This window comes from Actinomadura sp. NPDC047616 (genome assembly GCF_040642915.1).
GTDB classification, from domain to species: Bacteria; Actinomycetota; Actinomycetes; order Streptosporangiales; family Streptosporangiaceae; genus Spirillospora; species Spirillospora miaoliensis.
The window spans coordinates 135,932-155,153 of sequence record NZ_JBEYTB010000008.1; the positions used below are offsets into that span (position 1 = coordinate 135,932).

The following is a 19,222-nucleotide window of genomic DNA, read 5'->3' on the forward strand; positions in this document are numbered from 1 at the left end:
GGGACCGATAGGGTGCAGGGGCCGATCCGGGAACCGGCCCGTCCGCGCCGCCTCGATGATCAGGCGATGGCCGGGCCGCGGTCTTTACGGTGGTACCGCATGAGTGCGACGCCCTGTCCCGTCCAGCGAATGCCGACCGAGTGTTCGCAGGCCCCACCCCCGTCGGACCGATAGGCGGCACCGGAGACGTTGGCAGTGGCGTCGGAGTAGAGGCCGGTCGGGCTCGTCCTGGTGGACAACGTGAACCAGGCGGAGCGCTCCACGAACGGCAGCCCGTCCAGCATCGCGGTGGGCCTGCGCACGCCACATGAGGTGGCAGTTGGCGCCAACGTCGCCCAGCGCAGCGGTAACGCCGACGACGTTCCCCGCACTGCCGCCCTTCTTCCGCCTGATCGTGTCCGCCGCCGCGCGCGCTTACAGACGCACAGACGCCAAGTCACAAACGCGCGGCCCCTGGTCGCGCACGCGCGGGCCCCAGGTGGCAGACACGCGGGCGGCAAGTCGCGGACGCACCCGCGCCAAGTCGCGGACGCGCGGGCGGCAGGGCGCGGACGCGCGAGCCCCAAGCGGAGGTGGTGCGAGCCCAAGTCGCGGGGGTGGGCCCCAAGTCGTGGGGGTGTGGGTGTCAGGTTGCGGGGGTGGCTGGGGCGGGGTCGGCCGTGGGGTAGGCGGCGGTTTGGGGTGGGTGGTGCGTTGGACGGTCGGGACGTGGTTCGTCGGTTAGTTCGCGGAGGGCAGGCTGCGGCGGGGGGCGCGACGGCGCTGCTGGTTATCGGGGGCTCCGGCGGCCATCCCCCGGGGGGGAGAGATTGCGGGTGTCAATTGGCGGCCGACGTTTCGGGGGGCTGACGCGGGTAGGTGGGCGCTGTCCCCTACCCCCGAGCACCCGAGGAGGCCGGCGGATGCGCGCCGTCGTGATCAACTGCACGCTCAAACCCTCGCCCGAGCCGTCCAACACCGAGGCCCTGGCCGCGGTGGTGATCGACGAGCTGCGGGCCAGGGACGTGAAGGTCGAGACGATCCGGGCCGTCGACCTGAACCTGCCGCCGGGCGTGCAGACCGACATGGGGCCGGGCGACGACTGGCCCGGGGTGCACGACCTGCTGGTGCGGTCGGAGATCCTGGTGATCGCCTCGCCGACGTGGGCGGGGCATCCCTCGTCGATCGCCCAGCGGGTGCTCGAGCGCATGGACGCGATGCTGTCGGAGACCGACGAGGAGGGCCGCCCGGTGGCCTTCAACCGGGTCGCGGGTGTGGTCGTCACCGGCAACGAGGACGGGGCGCACCACGTGATCAGCGAAATCAGCGGGGCGCTCAACGAGTTCGGTTACACCGTCCCCGGGCAGGCCTGGACGTACTGGAACCAGGGCCCCGGCCCGGGTCCGAGCTTTCTCGACGCCGACCAAGGCAAGGACTGGGCGGTGAGCACGGGCCGCGCGATGGCGCACAATCTGGTCGCGGTCGCCGCGGCCCTGGCCGAACGCCCCATCCCCGCACCGCCCAGCTGAGGGGTGGGTCGGCACCGAGCCCCGCCCCCGGTCCCCGCGAGCACATGCGGCCGTCCGGCCGGGCCGTACCGGGCCAGGTGGCCGTATGCGGACTTCCGGTCTCGCCAAGACGAGGCGGACGCGGCGAGGGGCCTACGCTCGGAACGGGATGATCTTGCGAGCGACGGCTGTGTCCGAGGCGTCCGCGGGGCTCTTCGGTGCCGGCGAGGGGCGGGAGGCGATGGGCATTCGCAGCATCCTGGCCGGGACGGTCGAGCGCTCCGGCGAACTGGGCGTCGCGGAGCCGGAGTACTTCCGGGACCTCAACCTCGACCAGGTCGTCCGGGCGGTCACGGAAGCGGCCGGCCTGCCGGAGGTCGCCGCGTACTTCCACCGTCCGCTGCACGACGCGGACCTGGTCGTCTTCCGGCAGGAAGTCTTCCGCGACCTGGAGGATCCGGTGGTGCGCCGGGTCGCCGAGCGTTTCACCGCGTCGATGGCCAGGACGCGCGCCCGGCTGGAGGCGCTGGCGCGCAGGAAGCACCCCCTCAGGTGCACCGCTGGTTCCTGGAGATCGCGCTCGACCACACCGCGGCGGTCAGCGCCCTGGCCGAAGGGCTGGACGCGGCCCGCGTGACCTCGTCCGGCCTGCGGGCGCTCCGCGACGACGTCTACCTCGGCTACCTGGCGTTCCTGGATCCGGTGCGCGAGGCGGGCCTGCCGGTGTGCTGTCCGGCGGTGCCGGCCAGCGACAAACGGCTGCTCGCCCGCGACGTCTACGATCTCGCGCTGGCCGCCAAGCTGACCACCGACGGCGGACGGGTGGTGACCAACGACCTGCGACTGGACGGCGCCGAGCGTGTCCTGGTCGTCTCCGGGCCCAACCAGGGCGGCAAGACGACGCTGGCGCGCGCGTTCGGGCAGTTGCACCACCTGGCCGCGCTGGGATGCCCCGTCCCGGGCCGGGAGGTGCGCGTCTTCCTGCCGGACCGCGTCTTCACCCATTTCGAGCGTGCGGAGCGCCCCGACGACCTGGCCGGCAAGCTGGAGGAGGAACTGCTGCGCATGCGGGCGATCCTGGAACGGGCGACCTCGCGGAGCGTCATCGTCCTCAACGAGGTCTTCAGTTCGACGACTCCCGGCGACGCGCGCGGGCTCAGCGAGTCGATGCTCGCCTCGATCGTCCGGCTGGACGCGCCGTGCCTGTGGGTGAGCTTCGTCGACGAGCTGTCCCTGATGAGTCCCACGGCGGTGAGCATGGTCGGAACCGTGGCCGACGACGGCCGCTCGACCCGCACGTACAAGGTGGTCCGGCGGCCCGCCGACGGATGCGCCCACGCGCTCGCCATCGCCGAGCGGCACGGCCTGACGTACGCCCGGATCATCGAACGGGTGCGCCGATGAGGCCCGGGCTGCTGTTCGCCGACGACACCGACGGCGTCCACGGCGAGGTCCACGGCGGCGCGGGAGCGCAGGCCGCCGTCGACGCCGAGGAGCTGCGGCTCGATCTGCGGCTCGACGGCCTGTGGGCGGCCATGGCACGGGGCGACCAAGCCCTGTACCGCACGGCACGGGCGGTCACGCTCGCACCGCTCACCGATCCGGCGACCATCGTCCACCGGCAGCAGGTGCTCGGTGACTGCATGCGGAACGCCTCCGCCGTCCGGTCCCTGCACCGGCTGGCCGCCGAGGCGGTCGCCGAGGACCAGAAGATCTTCCGTGGCGGCGCCACCAGCCTGCTGAACCGCTCGTCGCGGGCGCTGGGACAGGCGCTCGGGCACCTGCGGCGGCTCCGTGACCTGACGGCCGGGCATGCGGGCGCGTTCCGCTCGCCCGGTTTCACCCGGCTGTTCGCGTCCCTGCGGGACGAGCTGGGCTTCTACGTCGGCTGCCTCAACCTCGCCGAATCCCTCACCGGGCTCGGCCTGCCGATCTTCGTGCCGCAGGCGGGGGCCGCCCCCGACCCGGACCCGCCGGAGCCGGTCCTGTCCGCGCGGAACCTGTACGACCCGTGCCTGGCGCTGCTGCTCGGCGGAGCCGTCGGCAACGACCTCGACGCGGGCACGGCCACGCTGATCATGGTCACCGGCGCCGAACCGGGGCGGGAAGTCGACCTTCCTGCGCGGCATCGGGACGGCGCAGCTCATGATGCAGTGCGGGATGTTCGTCGCGGCGCAGCGCTTCGCGGCCCCGCTCGCCCACGGGGTCCTCACCCACTTCAGGCGCGAGGAGGACCGCTCGATGTCCAGCGGCAGGCTGGACGAGGAACTGGCCCGGATGAGCGCGGTCGTCGACCGGCTGCGTCCGGGCGCACTGCTGCTGTGCAACGAGTCGTTCGCCTCGACCAACGAACGCGAGGGGTCCGAGCTCGCGGCCGAGGTCATCCGGGCGCTGACCGACCTCGGCGTGCGCGTCGTGTTCGTGACGCACCTGTACGACCTGGCCCACCGCATGCACGCCGACGCCGGAGCCGACCGGCTGTTCCTCACCACCGAGCGGGGCGCCGCGGGCGCGCCCACGTTCCGGATCGTCCCCGGCACGCCGTCCCCCACCGCCCACGCCCGCGACCTGTACAACCGCGTGTTCGGCAACGGCCGGTCCTCCGGGACCGCCTTCCGTCATTGACAGGGTCACCCGCCGGGGCTCGACGACCACGGCTCACGGGGGCCGCGCAAATCGCTTGGCCGCCGCCGTCACGTGGGGCGGTAGCGGGCCCGTATGTGGAAACGCTCGCCTTGGGGGCCGAGGATGCTCAGGTACTCGACCGGTTCCGGTTCCGCGTTGCCGAACCAGTGGGGCAGGTGGGTGTCGAACTCGGCGACCTCGCCGGCGGTGAGGATGAGGTCCTGGTCGCCGAGGATCAGGCGCAACCGCCCGTTCAGGACGTAGAGCCAGTGGTAGCCCTCGTGCGAACGCGGGTCTGGCTCCAGGTTGCCGGGGCCAGGGCGCAGGATCTGTTTGAACGCCTGCAGGCCGCCGGGTTTGCGGGTCAGGGGAATGACAGTCATGCCGTTGCGGGTGATCGGCCGCGGGTACACGCGCGGGTCGCCGCTGGGCGGGGCGTTGACGAGCTCGTCCAGCGGCACCTGGTACGCCTTGGCCAGGGGGAGCAGCAACTCCAGGCTGGGCTTGCGGTGCCCGGTCTCCAGCCGGGACAGGGTGCTGATCGGAATGCCCGTGGTCTGCGACAGCGCCGCCAGGGTCATGCCGCTGCGTCGCCGCAGTTCGCGCAGGCGTGAACCGACCGCATCGAGTACCCCGTCGAATTCCCCCATGGTTCCGCCATTGCAGTTTCGGCAACGAACTTTGTCAAGTCGGCGTCGTGCGGGTCAGTGTGGGCGCGGAGGTGGTCAGGATGACCCGACAGCCCCGCGCCGGGCGAGGCACGACAACGGACACACAGTTCTGGGACGAGCGCTACCGCAGCCGCGACCGCCTCTTCAGCGGCGCCCCTAACGGAGTGCTCGTCACCGAAGTGGCCGACCTGCCACCGGGGCAAGCACTGGACGTGGGATGCGGCGAAGGCGCCGACGCCCTCTGGCTGGCCCGTCGCGGCTGGCTGGTCACCGCGGTCGACATCTCCCGTGTCGCCCTGGAACGCGCCGCCGCCCAGGCCGCGGGCGTCACCCCCAACGTGGCTTGGGCACGCGCCGACCTGACCACGACGGCCCCTCCCGTCGGCGCCTTCGATCTGGTCTCGGCCCAGTATTTTCCGCTGCCGCGCCGGCCGGACCACGCGGCATTGCGCAGCCTGCTGAACGCGGTCGCCCCCGGCGGCACTCTCCTTGTGGTCAGCCATGACCTCGCCGACCTCCCGCCGGGTGACGAATTCGACCCCAGTTCCTACTACCAGCCCGCCGAGATCGCCGAGCTGCTCGACGCCACCTGGACCGTCCTGGTCAACGAAACCCGCCCACGAACCACCCCACCACCCGCGGGCACCCGCCACACCCACGACACCGTCCTGCGAGCACAACGGTCGCTGTGACCAGCCGGCATGCGGGGACGGCGGGGACCCGACACCGCCGTGGCGGGCCGCAGACGCCCCTCGACGCAGGCGAACGGCGCACCGCCGGGCGGCATGATCTCCCAGCCTGTGAGGCGCGCGCCGTCCCCACGGCGAAGGGTTCCCGCCAGGCCCCACCGCGCGGTCGCCTGCTGTCGCCCCGCAGATTTGGAGCCCTGCGGTGGCCTGGATGGCTCTACGTGGCGGCAATGACATTGTCCACCGGGGTCTCGCCAAAGCGCTCACGTGGCGACTGGCCTGGTACGGAACACCTCACATTGCCTCGTGCCAGGCGTGGCGTCATGGAGCGGGCATATAGGTTTCCGCCATGCACACCGTCGCCGTGCTCGCGCTGGACCAGGTGATCCCGTTCGACCTGTCCACGCCGATCGAGGTCTTCACCCGCACCCGGTTGCCCGACGGGCGCCCCGGCTACCAGATCCGGGTGTGCGCGCGGCAGCCGGAACTGGACACGGGTGCGTTCACGCTGCGTTCGCCCTGGGGGCTGGAAGGGCTGAGAGGCGCGGACACGATCATCGTGCCCGGAACGGCCACTCCGACGGCGCCGCTCCCCGGCGACGTCCGCGACGCGCTGCGAGAGGCGGCCGAGGACGGCACTCGCATCGCCTCCATCTGCACGGGCGCCTTCCCCCTGGCCGCGACCGGTCTGCTGGACGGTCTCCGGGTCACCACCCACTGGATCGCGGCCGACCTGCTGGCCGCCGCCTATCCGCGGTTGCAGGTCGCCCCGGACGTGCTGTACGTCGACAACGGGCAGTTCCTCACCTCGGCCGGCGCCGCCGCCGGACTGGACATGTGCCTGCACATGATCCGCCGCGACTACGGCTCGGCCGTCGCCGCCGACGCCGCGCGCCTGTCCGTCATGCCCCTGGAACGCGAGGGCGGGCAGGCCCAGTTCATCGTCCACGACCGTCCGCCCGTCCCGCAGGGATCCGAGCTGGAACCCCTGCTCGCCTGGCTGCAGGACAACCTTGCCCGGAGCCTCACCCTGGACGACATCTCCGCCCAAGCCGGGATGAGCACGCGGACCCTGATCCGCCGCTTCCGTGAGCAGACCGGCACCACACCGCTGCAGTGGCTTCACCGCGCCCGCATCCGGCAGGCCCAGCACCTCCTGGAGACCACCCGCCACTCCGTCGAACGCATCGGCGCCCAGGTCGGCTTCGGCTCCCCCACCGCCTTCCGCGACCGCTTCAAGAAGACCGTCGGCGTCAGCCCCAACTCCTACCGGCGCACCTTCAGCTGAAGCGCACGACCGGCCGCCGAGCACTGATGGAGACGGTGGCGCAAAGAGAGCATCGCAAGCTGCGGGGAGCCGTAGTAGATGTGGGGCTCGTAGCCGGGCGCGATGTGGGGCTCGTAGCCGGGCGCGATGTGGGACTCGCCGCGGTGGTCGGAGAGCCGGCGGCGGGCGCCCAGGTGCATCGCGGTGGCGACGCGGGCGGCCGCCTTTGCCGTGCGTGGTGCGGCACGGCGAGGCGGGCGGCGCGGCGCAGGTGGACATCGGGCAGGTGGCTGCCTAGGAAACGGTGTGGAGCGACCGGGCGCTCACTCACTCGCCGGCGGTGAGGCGCTGGCGGATTGTTGTGACCGCCAACCGTGGATCAGCAGGTCGAACACCGTCTCCACAACCGCGCGTGGATCGTGCCGGCCCCTGGGCAGGGCCCGGGTCTGCAGGACGAAGCGCGCGAGTGCCGAGCATGCGAGGTCGTCGGCCTCCCGGCCGAGTTCTGCCGCGATCGCGGCGCCGAGGGCGGCCGCATGGCGCATCCACATGCGCTCGGCGTACTCGCGGAGCGCGGGCGTTCGGTCCACCAGCGCTGTCAGTCGCTCCAGACGCGGATCCGATGCGAGCGGCACCCATGTGCTCAGCGCGTGGGCGCGGAGCGCCTCGACCACGTCCTGGCCCGCGGGCCGCTCACGGACCGCGGCGATCAAGGCCGCCTCGACGTCCTCCTCACGGTCGAAGACCAGCGCCTCCTTGCTCGGGAAGTGCGCGAAGAGGGTCGTCGTCGATACGTCGGCCCGTTCGGCGATGTCGCGGACGCCCACCTGTTCGAAGCCATGCTCCAGGAACAGTTCCAGGGCGGCGTCGGCGATGGCCTGCCGCGTCGCGGCCTTCTTGCGCTCGCGACGGCCAACGGTCGGAGAGTCGGGCATGGCGCCACTGTATCCGACGACTGGAACAGAGCAGAATCCGCAACAGGTCCGTATCTGTAACTGTTGCAGTTATGGATCGGTTTCTGCTTTGGTGGTGTCGTGTTCGGGTGCCGCCCCGTGGGGGGGTGAGCACCGGTCGTCGCCGCGTCATGGCGGCACCGGAAGCCCGGCCGACGAAGGGAATCCACCGTGAACGCTCCGACGCCCGCGAACGCGCGGATCAGCATCATCGGCGCCGGCCCGGGAGGCCTCACGTGCGCACGCATCCTGCAGCGGCACGGCATCGCCGTGACGGTCTACGACCGCGATCCGGACGGGAACTCCCGCGACCAGGGAGGCTCGCTCGACCTGCATGAGGAAGACGGCCAGCTCGCACTACGCGAAGCGGGCCTGCTGGAGGAGTTCTTCGCGCTCGCCAGGTTCGAGGGACAGGAAATGCGCCGCCTGGACCCGGCGGGGCGCGTCCTGGCCCACCATCTGCCGGACGAGAGGGAAACGAGCAAGCCCGAGATCGACCGCGGACAGCTTCGCGACCTCCTGCTGGGCTCACTGCCCGCAGGGACGGTCCAGTGGGGACGCACCCTGGAATCAGTGAGCGGACCGGCCGACGGGCCGCGAACGCTGACGTTCACCGACGGGACGGCCACCCAGGCGGATCTCGTGATCGGTGCGGACGGCGCCTTCTCCCGCGTCCGCGCCGCCGTGTCCCCCGCGACGCCGCGCTACACCGGGGTCGGCTTCCTTGAAGCATGGTTCGACGACATGGAGAACGCGCACCCGGAGCTCTGCGAACTGGTCGGCCAAGGCAGCGCCCACGCCGCCGACGGAGAACGCGGCCTGTTCGCACAGCGCAACAGCGGCGGCCACATGCGCGTCTACATCATGCGGCGCGTCCCGGTGGACTGGATCGCGGCGAACCGGCTTCACCCCGAGGACACCCAGGGCATCCGCGCGCTCCTGCTCGACGAGTATGCGGACTGGTCACCGCGGATGCTCCGAATGATCACCGACAACGACGGCGCCTATGTCGACCGTCCACTGTTCGCCCTGCCGGCGCCGCACACATGGGAGCACTCGCCCAGCGTGACTCTCCTCGGAGACGCCGCGCACCTCATGCCGCCGCTGGGCGTCGGCGTCAACCTCGCCATGCTCGACGCCAGCGAACTCGCGCTCGCACTCGCCCACTCCACCACCATCGACGACGCCGTACGCGGCTACGAGAAGACGATGCTCGCGCGCTCGGCCGAGATTGCCCAGCTGCTCGAGGACGGCGCCGAGGCCCTCCTCGCCGTGCCCGAGCCCGACGAGCTCGCGCCGTTCGGTCACGCCGAATCCTGAAATACCGCGCTCCCGATGCGTCGGGCTCTGGTCATCGGAGCCTCTCGAGGGCTGGGGCGCGTCCTGGTCAAGCAGCTGACGCGCGGTTCCGCCGCCCGCCATGCCGACGACGGACACACCACGCCGCTCATCGACCCCGGCCACGACCAGACCCGGCGCGCCCCTCACCCCCAGGCCCGACGATCGGCGAAAGACCCCTCATCTGTCCACCCCGACCGCAGCTGAGCTGGGCGAATCCCATCGCGTGCACCGGGTTGCACGAGTCCCTTCCCGCTGATCACCCGAGCCTGGCGCCTTGATCTAAACATACGGTCGACCGTATGCTTCCGCGGTGAGTCATTCCCCGCACGTCCTCATCGAAGAGTCCGACCCGTTCTGTCTGGGGCCGGTGGAGGCCGCGACGTTGCTCGCCGGGGCCCCGTGGCGCCGGTACGCGGTGATCGGAGACAGCCTGTCGGCCGGCACCGGAGACGCGAGTCCCGGCTACCTGGACCAGGGCTGGTCCGACCGGCTCGCCGGCATCCTGCGGCGCGTCCGGCCCGAGCTGGCCTACCTCAACACCGCAGAGATCGGGGCGACCACGGCCCGGACACTGGACGCACAACTGCACCCGGTGATCGAGTTCCGTCCCGACCTGCTGCACGTGCCGAGCGGCGCCAACGACATCCTCCGGCGCCACCCCGACTTCGGGGAGATCGAGGCGATGTTGCGGCGCATGTACGAACTGGCGGCCGGGACCGGCGCTCTGCTCACGACGTTCACCCTGGGCAGGGCCTTCGTCGTGGCGGTGTTCCCCGACTGGCACGAGCGGGTGACCACGCTCAACGGCATCGTCCGGCGGCTGGCCGCCGAGTACGACGCCGTGGTGGTGGACATGTGGGACCACCCGGTCAACGACCGCGACACCCTGCTGAGCGCGGACCGCATCCACTTCTCGACCTCAGGCCAGGCGGTCATGGCGGCCGAGATGGTCAAGGCGCTGGCCTCGCGGCTCGGCCGCACCGCACCCGCCTGACCGCCACCCGCCTGGCTCCTCCCCCTCCATGTCCCCACCCGCGCCCGGCCGGGAGCCTCCGGGCGCGCATTCACAGGAGTCCCTCGTGACACGTGCACGACAAGCAGCAACCGCCACCGTGGCCAGACCAGGTCCGGCGGCCGTTCCATGGACCGCGATGGCGGTCGTCATGATCGGCAACTTCATGGCGACCCTCGACTCGTTCATCGTCGTGGTGGCGGGCCCCGCGATCCGGGCCGACCTGCGGGCCTCGGCCGGCGACGTGCAGTGGGTGCTGGCGGCATACCAGCTCAGCTACGCGATCTTGTTGATCACCGGCGGACGGCTGGCGGACCTGTACGGACGACGGCGGCTCTTCACGCTCGGCACGGCGGTGTTCACGCTGTCGTCGATCGCGTGCGCCCTGGCCCCGGATCCCGGCACGCTCATCGCCGCGCGCGCCGTCCAGGGCGCCGGGGCCGCGCTGATGGTGCCCCAGGTGTTCGCCCTCATCACGGTGCTCGTTCCTCAGGCCCGGCGGCACAGCGTCTACGGGGTGCTGGGCATGGTGCTGGGCATGGCCACCATCTGCGGTCAGCTCGTCGGCGGCCTGCTGATCAGCGCCGACCTGTTCGGCTCCGGTTGGCGGGCGGTGTTCTGGATCAACGTGCCGATCGGCGTCGCCACGATCCTGCTCGCGCTGCGACACGTCCCGGAATCGCGGTCGGCGGCCGCCCGCACGCTGGACATCCCCGGCGTCCTCGCCCTCAGCGTCGCGCTGCTGCTGACCGTCTTCCCGCTCATCCAGGGACGAGAGCAGGGCTGGCCGTGGTGGACATGGGCCTGCTTCGTCGCCGGCACCGTCGCGTTCGGCGTCCTCACCGTGATCGAGCGCGCCGTGGACCGGCGCGGCGGTGACCCGCTCATGAGGCTGTCGCTGTTCCGGCAGCGCTCGTTCTCCCTCGGTCTGATCCTGGTACTCGCCGTGTACGCGTTGATCAGCTCCTACTACCTGACCCTGTCGACAACGATGCAGGACGGCCTGAACATGTCGGCGTTCGGCGCGGGCCTGGTGTACGCCCCGGCCGCGACGACCTTCTTCGTCTTCAGCCTGGTCGCCGGTCGGCTCGTGCCCAGATTCGGGCGGCGCGTCCTGGAGGCCGGGGCGATCATCATGGCGGCCGGCTATCTGACCACCGCGGTCGTGCTGCTGTCGGGCCCGCGGATCACCCCGCTGCTGGTGATCCCGACGCTCATGCTGCAGAGCGTCGGCGGCGGGCTGCTCATCACGCCCGTGCTGAACACCGTGCTCAGCCGGATCAAGCCGGAATCGGTCGGCATGGCATCCGGGGCGCTGTCGACCGCGCAGCAGGTCGGCAGCGCGGTCGGTGTCGCCCTCATCGGTGCGGTCTTCTTCAACTCCTTCCACCCGGCCACCGACGGACGGGTGCATGCCGCAGGCCATGCCTTCGCGATGGCGTCGATCGGCGCGTGCGTCATCGCCGTCCTGGCGGCCGTCCTGGTCTTCCTGCTGCCCAGGGCGCGCGGCTGAGCGTCACCGCACGGGAGGCCGCAACATCCCCTCGACGATGCGGTGGACCTTGTCCACCGCATCGTCGTCCCCCATGCGCAGGGCCGTGTTGGCCGCGCAGAGCAGCGCGTCGATCTGGAAGGCGGCGAGCTCGGCGTCCAGCTCAGCAATCTCGCCCACCGCCATCGCGTGCCGCAGTTCACCCGCGATCGTCGCGTTCCACTCCTGCTGCTGACGGAACAACTCGTCGCGGACCGGGCCCGGTCTGCTGTCGAAGTCGGCCAGGTTGGCGGCCCGGAAGCACCCCCCGGCGAACAGCGGGGCGGTGGCGTACGTGGTCCAGTGCTCCAGCAGAGCGCGCAGGCGGGCGACTCCGGGGGAGGCGGAGCGGGCCGGCCGGATGACGGCGTCGATGAACATGCGGCGCGCGTACTCGACGGTGGCCAGCTGCAGCGCCTCCTTGCTCTTGAAGAGGGTCTGGACGCCGGCCTTGCTGAGCCCTGCCTCCGCCGCGAGCCGTCCGAAGGAGAGGTTGTCCAGTCCCTCCAACGAGCCCAGGTCGACCGCATGCCGCAGGATCGACTCCCGCGTCCTCGCGCCGCGCAGGAGGCGCTTGTCGGTGATCTCAGCCTCGCCATCCGGCAGGGCGGAACCCTCGAAACTCCCCATACGGCCGACCGTACACCTCCACCTCGCCGCGTGCAGCCCGCGAGGAGGCCGGGTGCCGTGCGGCACGCGCATCGCTCCCCCGAGCGGGGGACGTGGATCGGCTTCCAGCGGGAGGTTCCTGATGCGGCGGCCCGGAAGGGTCGGCTCATGACTCCAGAGGGGCATCGATGACCGTCGCGCTCGGCAGAACGATCGCAGGATTCGTGGGGCAGTGGCCGCGCTGGTCCGGGTACGCGGCCGGAGGGTGGGCGCTGATCGGAATCGCGCCGGCCCTGTGCTGGGCCGCCGGCCGGGAGACCGGCTCTCCGTTGCGGGATGTGCCCGGCGGCCGGGCCGCGGCCGGGCTGATCGCCTGCTGTCTGCTGACGGGCGGGATCGCCGCGGCGGCGAGCATGGTGCGGCGGACACCGCGCCGGTGGGTGCTCGTCGGTCTCTGGACGTGCTGTGCGCTGGCCGCGGCGGGCACGTTCTCGTTCGTCATGAACGGGCTGCAACTGGTCTTCACCGGGACGGTCGACGACTGGCCGGCCTTCGGTGTCGAGGTGTTCTGCGCAGTCGGGGCGGCGCTTTTCGCCGGAGCGGCGCTGGCGTTCCAACGTCGCACGGCGGACACCTGTCCGCGATGCGGCCTCGCGCACGCCGGACGGGACACGGGCAGGATCCCGGCACCGCCCGTCCCCGCGCCGCGTGCGGTACGTCTGATCGCCTATGCCGGGTCCATGGCGTTCGTCCCGTACATCGTCATGAAGACGACGTGGGCGCTCGGCGGGACGTTCGCCGGGGTGCCCGCGGACGAGGTGGTCGCCGAGTTCGAGCGCAACGGCGCCTCCGGTCTCATCCTGACCTTGGAGAGGTACGGGCTGGACTTCACCACGCTGTCGGCGTTGGTCGGCATCGTGCTGCTGCTAGGGCTCACCCACAGGTGGGGCCAGGTCTTCCCACGTCGGGTACCGCTGCTGGCGGGACGCCGGGTGCCGCGCTGGCTCCCCCTGACCCCGGCCTGGCTCGGGGCTCTGACGCTCGCGCCCTACGGCGTCATCGGCGCGATCTTCTACCTGCTGCCGCCTGTTGTGGGCCTGGGCGACCTTCCCGACGACGGCATCATGACCGGCTGGTCGGGCTGGACGGTCGCCGCTTGCGGGATCGGCGCGTTCGGCCCGTACGGCATCGCCTTGGGCGTCGCCGCCTGGTCGTACCAGCATCAGACTCGCCCCAAGTGCGACACCCAGGCGTGAAATCCTTCCCGGCTTTGAAACTCCCACTGAATCGCAATGCCGGAACCGCTGCCCCGCGCCCATTTCTCCAGCGCTGGGGAGGACGAGAAATACACCATCGTGATCAACGATTCCCACATGAAGGAGCCGTCATCGTGATCAAATCGACTGCCGTTCTGACCTCTGCCCTGGTGTTGGCGGCCGTGACGACGACCGTGTCCGCCGTCTCGGCCGCCAACGCCGCGTCCGCCCACAGCACCCCGTCCGCCGGTTCCACGTCCAGCATCAAAGGAAAGGCCCGAATGTACTTTCCCGCGCCCGGACACAACATCTGGGTAACGGTCGACGCGCACAGCGAATTCACCAACAGCCCCAGCATCCCGACCCGCTCCTGGGGGACGTTCCGCATCTATCACGGGGTCGACCAGCCGGGCGTCCCCGCCAATTGGGGGGATTTCGAAGTCGACTGCCTCACCACCGGCGGCCCCACCGCCACAGTGACCGGACGACTCGTCCGGACCACTCCCGGCGGCCCCTGGGAGCAGGCGGGCTACCTGGAACGGCATGTCCGCATGGGCGTGAGCTTCTACGTCGCCGAAAAGGGCGCCGGTCCCAGCCGAATCGGGCTGTCCGGGGGCACACCGGAAGGCGAGCCGCTGCTGACCAAGTGCATGGCCCCGGCCGCCGACGCACCGGTGCTCCATGGCGGCTACACCCTCAAAGACAGGCGCCCCTCCTAGAGTCGAAATCCCACAAAGCCCTCCTCGATATCACAGAATGGGTATTGGAAGCGCCGTCGGCAGTTGAACGTGGGCCTTGCTGTCGTCGGCGCCCATACGCGGCCTGGCATTGCCGCCGACACCATCAACGGTTCGACGTGTTCGGAATCGATAGCACGCACCCGGTCAGCCCGCCCCTTGGCGGGCTGCCATCCAAAGCGTGGCACTCGAACCCGAACGATTCCTGCTCGGGACGTGGGCGCCGCGGGAGGCATCGATGGACTGGGGGGACGGTGCGGCTGGTGGTGTTGTCGCTGTCGGACAGCAGCGCGATGTGGGGCGGGCGGGGGTCGCCCTGCCCGGCCTGGCGTTGAAGGAGATATGCCCTCAACGGAAATCCGCGCGTTGACTCGGATCGGGTTTCCTTGACAAAACAGCAGTGGCCGAGCGAGCCGCATGTGCCCACGACCGCAATTGCGAAATACAAGGCAGACTTTCCCAGCGCGATCACCGTGGCGGCCCTATATCTGCGGAGGCGAGTGGCTCGCGGGCGTCGGCCACCAGGTCGGGCGTGTTAGGTCGGCGAAACCACCGGGTGCGTGGTCGGCGGTCATCGCGTCACCTCCGGAGCGGGCTCGAGAGGGCGAACGCACGGGCAGATGGTTCGGCGGCCCGGCGGTTCCGTGTCGCCGAGAGCAGCAGGCAGCGGGCCCGACCGGCCGGGCGGCCTCGGCTCTGATCGGCGCCCCGACGTCGATCGGACTGCCGCGATCGCAACCGCGTACCCGATGCTCGCGCCCGCCCCGGCAGCCCGAGGTACGGCCCGGTACCGCGTCGGACGCCCTGCCGACCGCCGCCTCGGGCTCCCGGCCGCGTTCGGGGCGGTGGTCCGTCGGCTTGGCTGACCTGCACTTTCTCGGCAGGCCGTACTGGCGGCAGGCGGAGGGGTCGCGCCGGGGAGCGCGGGCCTGTCGTGTCGCACTGTAGGAGCTGATCTTGGTCGACACAAGTTCTTGACTGATTCCAGAAAGTGGGCCAGTCTCTGGGGCGTGGTCGCACCCTTGGACTTCCAGCAGATGCTGCGCGGGGCCGCTTTGCGCGTGACCCGTCCTCGGGTGGCGGTGCTGAGCGCGGTGCACGCGCATCCGCACGCCGACACGGACTCGATCATCGCTGCCGTGCGCAGGGATCTTCCGAAGGTGTCCCACCAGGCCGTGTACGACTCGCTGCACGCGCTGACGGCGGCGGGTCTGGTGCGGCGGATCCAGCCGTCCGGTTCCGTGGCGCGCTACGAGTCGCGGATCGGAGACAACCACCACCACCTCGTGTGCCGGTCGTGCGGGGCCATCGCCGACGTCGACTGCGCCGTCGGTGAGGCGCCGTGCCTGACCGCGTCCGACGACCTCGGCTTCTCGATCGACGAGGCCGAGGTCATCTATTGGGGCCTGTGCCCCGACTGCTCCACCGCCCAGTAGTTCCCGATCCCCCCGCTCAGCCCCTGGAAGGAATCGCATGGCCGAGAACAACGACGCCGTCCTCGCCGAAGTTAACGAGAGCGAAGCCGGGTGCCCGGTGGCGCACGACCGCGCCCCGCACCCCACGCAGGGCGGCGGCAACCGCGGCTGGTGGCCGAACCGGCTCAACCTGAAGATCCTCGCCAAGAACCCCGCCGTGGCCAATCCCCTCGGCGAGGACTTCGACTACGCCGAGGCGTTCAAGAACCTCGACCTGGCCGCCGTCAAGCGGGACATCGCGGAGGTGCTGACGACCTCGCAGGACTGGTGGCCCGCCGACTTCGGCCACTACGGCCCGTTCATCATCCGGATGGCGTGGCACAGCGCGGGCACCTACCGCATCAGCGACGGCCGCGGCGGCGCCGGGTCCGGGCAGCAGCGCTTCGCGCCCCTCAACAGCTGGCCGGACAACGCCAACCTCGACAAGGCGCGCCGGCTGCTGTGGCCGGTGAAGAAGAAGTACGGCAAGAACCTGTCGTGGGCCGACCTGCTGATCCTGGCCGGCAACGTCGCCCTGGAGTCGATGGGCTTCAAGACGTTCGGCTTCGCCGGTGGTCGCGAGGACGTCTGGGAGCCGGAGGAGGACGTCTACTGGGGTCCCGAGACCACCTGGCTCGGCGACGAGCGCTACACCGGCGACCGGGAACTCGAGAACCCCCTGGGCGCGGTGCAGATGGGCCTCATCTACGTCAACCCGGAGGGTCCGAACGGCAACCCGGACCCGATCGCCGCGGCCCGGGACATCCGCGAGACGTTCCGCCGCATGGCGATGAACGACGAGGAGACGGTCGCCCTGATCGCCGGGGGTCACACCTTCGGCAAGACGCACGGCGCGGCCAACGCCGACGAGCACGTCGGTCCCGAGCCCGAGGGCGCGCCCCTGGAGGAGCAGGGCCTGGGCTGGAAGAACAGCTTCGGCACCGGCAAGGGCGGGGACACGATCACCAGCGGGCTGGAGGGCATCTGGACGCCCACCCCGGTGACGTGGGACAACAGCTTCTTCGAGACCCTGTTCGCCTACGAGTGGGAGCTGACGAAGAGCCCCGCCGGGGCGCACCAGTGGAAGCCGAAGGACGGTGCCGGCGCCGGGACCGTCCCCGACGCCCACGACCCGTCGAAGACGCACGCCCCGACGATGCTCACGACCGACCTCGCGCTGCGCTTCGACCCGGTGTACGAGCCGATCTCGCGGCGCTTCCTGGAGAACCCCGACGAGTTCGCCGACGCCTTCGCCCGGGCGTGGTTCAAGCTGACCCACCGCGACATGGGTCCGGTCACGCGCTACCTCGGCCCGGAGGTCCCGGCCGAGACGCTGCTGTGGCAGGACCCCGTCCCGGCGGTGGACCACGAGCTCGTCGACGCGCAGGACGTCGCCGCGCTCAAGGCGCAGATCCTCGCCTCGGGGCTGTCGGTCTCCCAGCTGGTCTCCACCGCGTGGGCGGCGGCCTCGTCGTTCCGCGGCAGTGACAAGCGGGGCGGCGCCAACGGCGGCCGCATCCGCCTCGAGCCGCAGAACGGCTGGGAGGTCAACGACCCCGACGAGCTGGCGACGGTGCTGCGCACCCTGGAGGGCGTCCAGGAGGCCTTCAACTCCGCCCAGACCGGCGGCAAGAAAATCTCGCTCGCCGACCTGATCGTGCTCGGCGGGTGCGCCGCGGTCGAGCAGGCCGCCAGGAACGCCGGCTTCGACATCGAGGTGCCGTTCACTCCGGGACGCACGGACGCCTCGCAGGAGCAGACGGACGTGGAGTCGTTCGCCGCGCTGGAGCCGACCGCGGACGGGTTCCGCAACTACGTCGGCAAGGGCAACCGGCTGCCGGCCGAGTACCTGCTGATCGACAAGGCGAACCTGCTGACCCTCAGCGCGCCCGAGATGACCGTCCTGGTCGGTGGTCTGCGGGTGCTGGGCGCGAACTACCGGCGCTCGCCGCTCGGCGTCTTCACCGACACCCCCGGGACGCTGACCAACGACTTCTTCGTGAACCTGCTCGACCTGGGCACGACGTGGCGGCCGACGTCCGAGGACGCCGAGACGTTCGAGGGCCGCGACGCCGCCACCGGAGAGGTCAAGTGGACCGGCAGCCGCGTCGACCTGGTCTTCGGTTCGAACTCGGAGCTGCGGGCGCTGGCGGAGGTCTACGCGAGCGACGACGCGCGGGAGAAGTTCGTGCGCGACTTCGTCGCCGCGTGGGACAAGGTGATGAACCTGGACCGGTTCGACCTCGTCTGATCCTCATCTGGTCCTGACGTCCAGGCCGGTCCGCACGGGCCGGCCTGGACGTCCGCTTTTCCGCGGATGCCGGCCGACGTCGCGCCCGAGGCGGGGGTGCGGTCGAGTGGAGGGCGGGCCGGTGAAGGCGCCCGCGGGGTCAGCCGTTCTCGGCCCCGGGACGGCACTGCGGGCACAGCCCCCAGAACGTGACGTCGGCCTCGTCGACCAGGTATCCGGCGTCGTCAACCGGGTCCAGGCAGGGCGGATGCCCCACGGCGCAGTCGACGTCCTTGACCGCTCCGCAGTTGCGGCACACCAGGTGGTGATGGTTGTCGCCGACGCGGCCCTCGAAGCGGGCGGGGCTGCCGGCCGGTTCGATGCGGCGTACGAGTCCCGCCGCGGTGAGGGCGTGCAGGGCCTCGTACACGGCTTGAAGGGAGATGTGGCCTACGCGGTCGCGCACCCCGGAGGCGATCGCCTCGACGCCGAGGTGGTCACCGTCCCGGACGGTCTCGAGCAGCGCGACGCGGGCGGCCGTCACCCGCAGACCGGCACCGCGCAACTGCTCGGCGGTGGTCGGGGTCTGGGATGCGGTCATGGCACCGAACCTGCCTTCATGAACGCGAACGATTCGAGACAACGAATGATGCAAGTCTAGTCAAGACGCGGCATGCCCACAGTAAACTACATGCTCGGTCCCGTGTGTGAACACGGAGGGTAGCGTCGCCCTCCCGGCGCCGGCTTCGCGGTGCGGTCTCAGAACACCGGTGCGGGCCAGGTCGCCCCAGTACCCGCAGGCCTGTCGTGTCCGGGCTTGATCGCCGTCTTTCGGCGGTACCCGGCCACCGCGATGTCTCCTGAGTTTCGAGGATCGCCCGCAGGCCGTGGCGGACGACGCGGTCGTCGTGATGATCATCACGGTGACGGGGCGTCACCGGAACGCATGCCGACGGCCTCGCCATGGGCCCGGCATGGTCGCGACGCCCCGGAGACCAGCACACGACGGACACGTCCGCGCCCGCGTGGCCTGCGCTGCGCCGCCACGCCCGGTGGCGGTCGCGGCGCCGACCGGTCCGCACGTTGCGGCGATGCGCGCGGCGCCGCCCGGCGGCTGCGATGGCGCCGTGCCGCGAGCTCGTCCGGCGATTTGTCACGCCTTCTGTTCGGGCGCCACGCCTGAACGCGCTCGGCTGTCCGCGCCGCCGACCCGGCCGGCGGCGGCATTACTCCGGCCTGGCGGACGTGCACGCCGTCGTCTGCCCCGCCGATTCGGCTCCGGCCAGGTCGCCCGGCTGGCCGAGCGCGGCCCCCACCCCCCTCGTCCTCGGGCTGCTGCGCCGTGTCGTCGTGCCGCTTT

The 19,222-nt window shown here is 71.1% G+C and carries 17 protein-coding genes and 1 pseudogene; 13 read left to right on the forward strand and 5 right to left on the reverse strand.

Annotated features, from left to right (window positions below; genetic code table 11):
* Positions 1–59: 59 nt before the first annotated feature.
* Positions 60–284, reverse strand: a complete 225-nt coding sequence (locus ABZ801_RS20475; protein ID WP_360699794.1) for a hypothetical protein — start codon at positions 282–284, stop codon at positions 60–62.
* 618 nt (positions 285–902) lie between these two features.
* On the opposite strand from ABZ801_RS20475, the gene ABZ801_RS20480 reads away from it, so the two are divergent.
* From ABZ801_RS20480 to ABZ801_RS20495, 4 genes and pseudogenes are all read left to right on the forward strand, one after another.
* Positions 903–1,508 (forward strand): NAD(P)H-dependent oxidoreductase, encoded by a 606-nt coding sequence (locus ABZ801_RS20480; protein WP_344940077.1) that lies wholly within the window; start codon positions 903–905, stop codon positions 1,506–1,508.
* A gap of 220 nt (positions 1,509–1,728) precedes the next feature.
* Entirely contained in the window at positions 1,729–2,124 is a 396-nt protein-coding gene (locus ABZ801_RS20485) for a hypothetical protein (RefSeq protein ID WP_360699797.1), read from the forward strand.
* Positions 2,040–2,891: a hypothetical protein gene (locus ABZ801_RS20490; RefSeq protein ID WP_360699800.1), complete on the forward strand. Its 852-nt coding sequence runs from the start codon at positions 2,040–2,042 to the stop codon at positions 2,889–2,891. The genes ABZ801_RS20485 and ABZ801_RS20490 overlap by 85 nt, the downstream gene beginning before the upstream one ends.
* Positions 2,892–3,590: 699 nt before the next feature.
* Positions 3,591–4,112 (forward strand): annotated as a pseudogene (locus ABZ801_RS20495) (hypothetical protein); the annotation flags it as partial.
* Positions 4,113–4,180: 68 nt separating this feature from the next.
* Here ABZ801_RS20495 and ABZ801_RS20500 read toward each other — a convergent pair.
* Entirely contained in the window at positions 4,181–4,762 is a 582-nt protein-coding gene (locus ABZ801_RS20500) for an XRE family transcriptional regulator (protein ID WP_360699802.1), read from the reverse strand.
* An 80-nt stretch (positions 4,763–4,842) separates the two neighbouring features.
* Between ABZ801_RS20500 and ABZ801_RS20505 the strand changes: the two genes are divergently transcribed.
* Positions 4,843–5,475: a class I SAM-dependent methyltransferase gene (locus ABZ801_RS20505; protein ID WP_360699805.1), complete on the forward strand. Its 633-nt coding sequence runs from the start codon at positions 4,843–4,845 to the stop codon at positions 5,473–5,475.
* A gap of 346 nt (positions 5,476–5,821) precedes the next feature.
* A complete protein-coding gene (locus tag ABZ801_RS20510; RefSeq protein ID WP_360699807.1) occupies positions 5,822–6,760 on the forward strand; it encodes a helix-turn-helix domain-containing protein in 939 nt (312 codons plus the stop codon).
* Positions 6,761–7,062: 302 nt separating this feature from the next.
* On the opposite strand, the gene ABZ801_RS20515 is transcribed toward ABZ801_RS20510, so the two are convergent.
* Positions 7,063–7,674 (reverse strand): TetR/AcrR family transcriptional regulator, encoded by a 612-nt coding sequence (locus ABZ801_RS20515; protein WP_344940095.1) that lies wholly within the window; start codon positions 7,672–7,674, stop codon positions 7,063–7,065.
* Between the two features lie 189 nt (positions 7,675–7,863).
* On the opposite strand from ABZ801_RS20515, the gene ABZ801_RS20520 reads away from it, so the two are divergent.
* The 3 genes from ABZ801_RS20520 (at position 7,864) to ABZ801_RS20530 (ending at position 11,558) form a co-directional block, all read left to right on the forward strand.
* Entirely contained in the window at positions 7,864–9,012 is a 1,149-nt protein-coding gene (locus tag ABZ801_RS20520) for an NAD(P)/FAD-dependent oxidoreductase (protein ID WP_360699811.1), read from the forward strand.
* 331 nt (positions 9,013–9,343) lie between these two features.
* Positions 9,344–10,027: an SGNH/GDSL hydrolase family protein gene (locus ABZ801_RS20525; RefSeq protein WP_360699814.1), complete on the forward strand. Its 684-nt coding sequence runs from the start codon at positions 9,344–9,346 to the stop codon at positions 10,025–10,027.
* 157 nt (positions 10,028–10,184) lie between these two features.
* Positions 10,185–11,558 carry an MFS transporter gene (locus ABZ801_RS20530; protein WP_360699817.1) on the forward strand — a complete coding sequence of 458 codons (1,374 nt, stop codon included), beginning with the start codon at positions 10,185–10,187 and terminating at the stop codon, positions 11,556–11,558.
* Positions 11,559–11,561: 3 nt separating this feature from the next.
* On the opposite strand, the gene ABZ801_RS20535 is transcribed toward ABZ801_RS20530, so the two are convergent.
* Positions 11,562–12,206 carry a TetR/AcrR family transcriptional regulator gene (locus ABZ801_RS20535; RefSeq protein WP_360699820.1) on the reverse strand — a complete coding sequence of 215 codons (645 nt, stop codon included), beginning with the start codon at positions 12,204–12,206 and terminating at the stop codon, positions 11,562–11,564.
* Positions 12,207–12,373: 167 nt separating this feature from the next.
* Here ABZ801_RS20535 and ABZ801_RS20540 point away from each other — a divergent pair, with 167 nt between their 5' ends.
* The 4 genes from ABZ801_RS20540 (at position 12,374) to katG (ending at position 17,883) form a co-directional block, all read left to right on the forward strand.
* Entirely contained in the window at positions 12,374–13,441 is a 1,068-nt protein-coding gene (locus ABZ801_RS20540) for a hypothetical protein (protein WP_360699823.1), read from the forward strand.
* A gap of 134 nt (positions 13,442–13,575) precedes the next feature.
* On the forward strand, positions 13,576–14,160 hold the full coding sequence (locus ABZ801_RS20545) for a hypothetical protein (RefSeq protein WP_360699826.1): 585 nt from the start codon (positions 13,576–13,578) through the stop codon (positions 14,158–14,160).
* Between the two features lie 1,055 nt (positions 14,161–15,215).
* Positions 15,216–15,614: a Fur family transcriptional regulator gene (locus ABZ801_RS20550; protein WP_360700389.1), complete on the forward strand. Its 399-nt coding sequence runs from the start codon at positions 15,216–15,218 to the stop codon at positions 15,612–15,614.
* 37 nt (positions 15,615–15,651) lie between these two features.
* The gene (gene katG, locus ABZ801_RS20555; protein ID WP_360699829.1) at positions 15,652–17,883 is read left to right on the forward strand and encodes a catalase/peroxidase HPI; all 2,232 of its coding nucleotides are present in this window, start codon (positions 15,652–15,654) and stop codon (positions 17,881–17,883) included.
* Between the two features lie 139 nt (positions 17,884–18,022).
* Here katG and ABZ801_RS20560 read toward each other — a convergent pair whose 3' ends face one another.
* Positions 18,023–18,463 (reverse strand): Fur family transcriptional regulator, encoded by a 441-nt coding sequence (locus ABZ801_RS20560; protein WP_360699831.1) that lies wholly within the window; start codon positions 18,461–18,463, stop codon positions 18,023–18,025.
* Between the last annotated feature and the right edge of the window lie 759 nt (positions 18,464–19,222).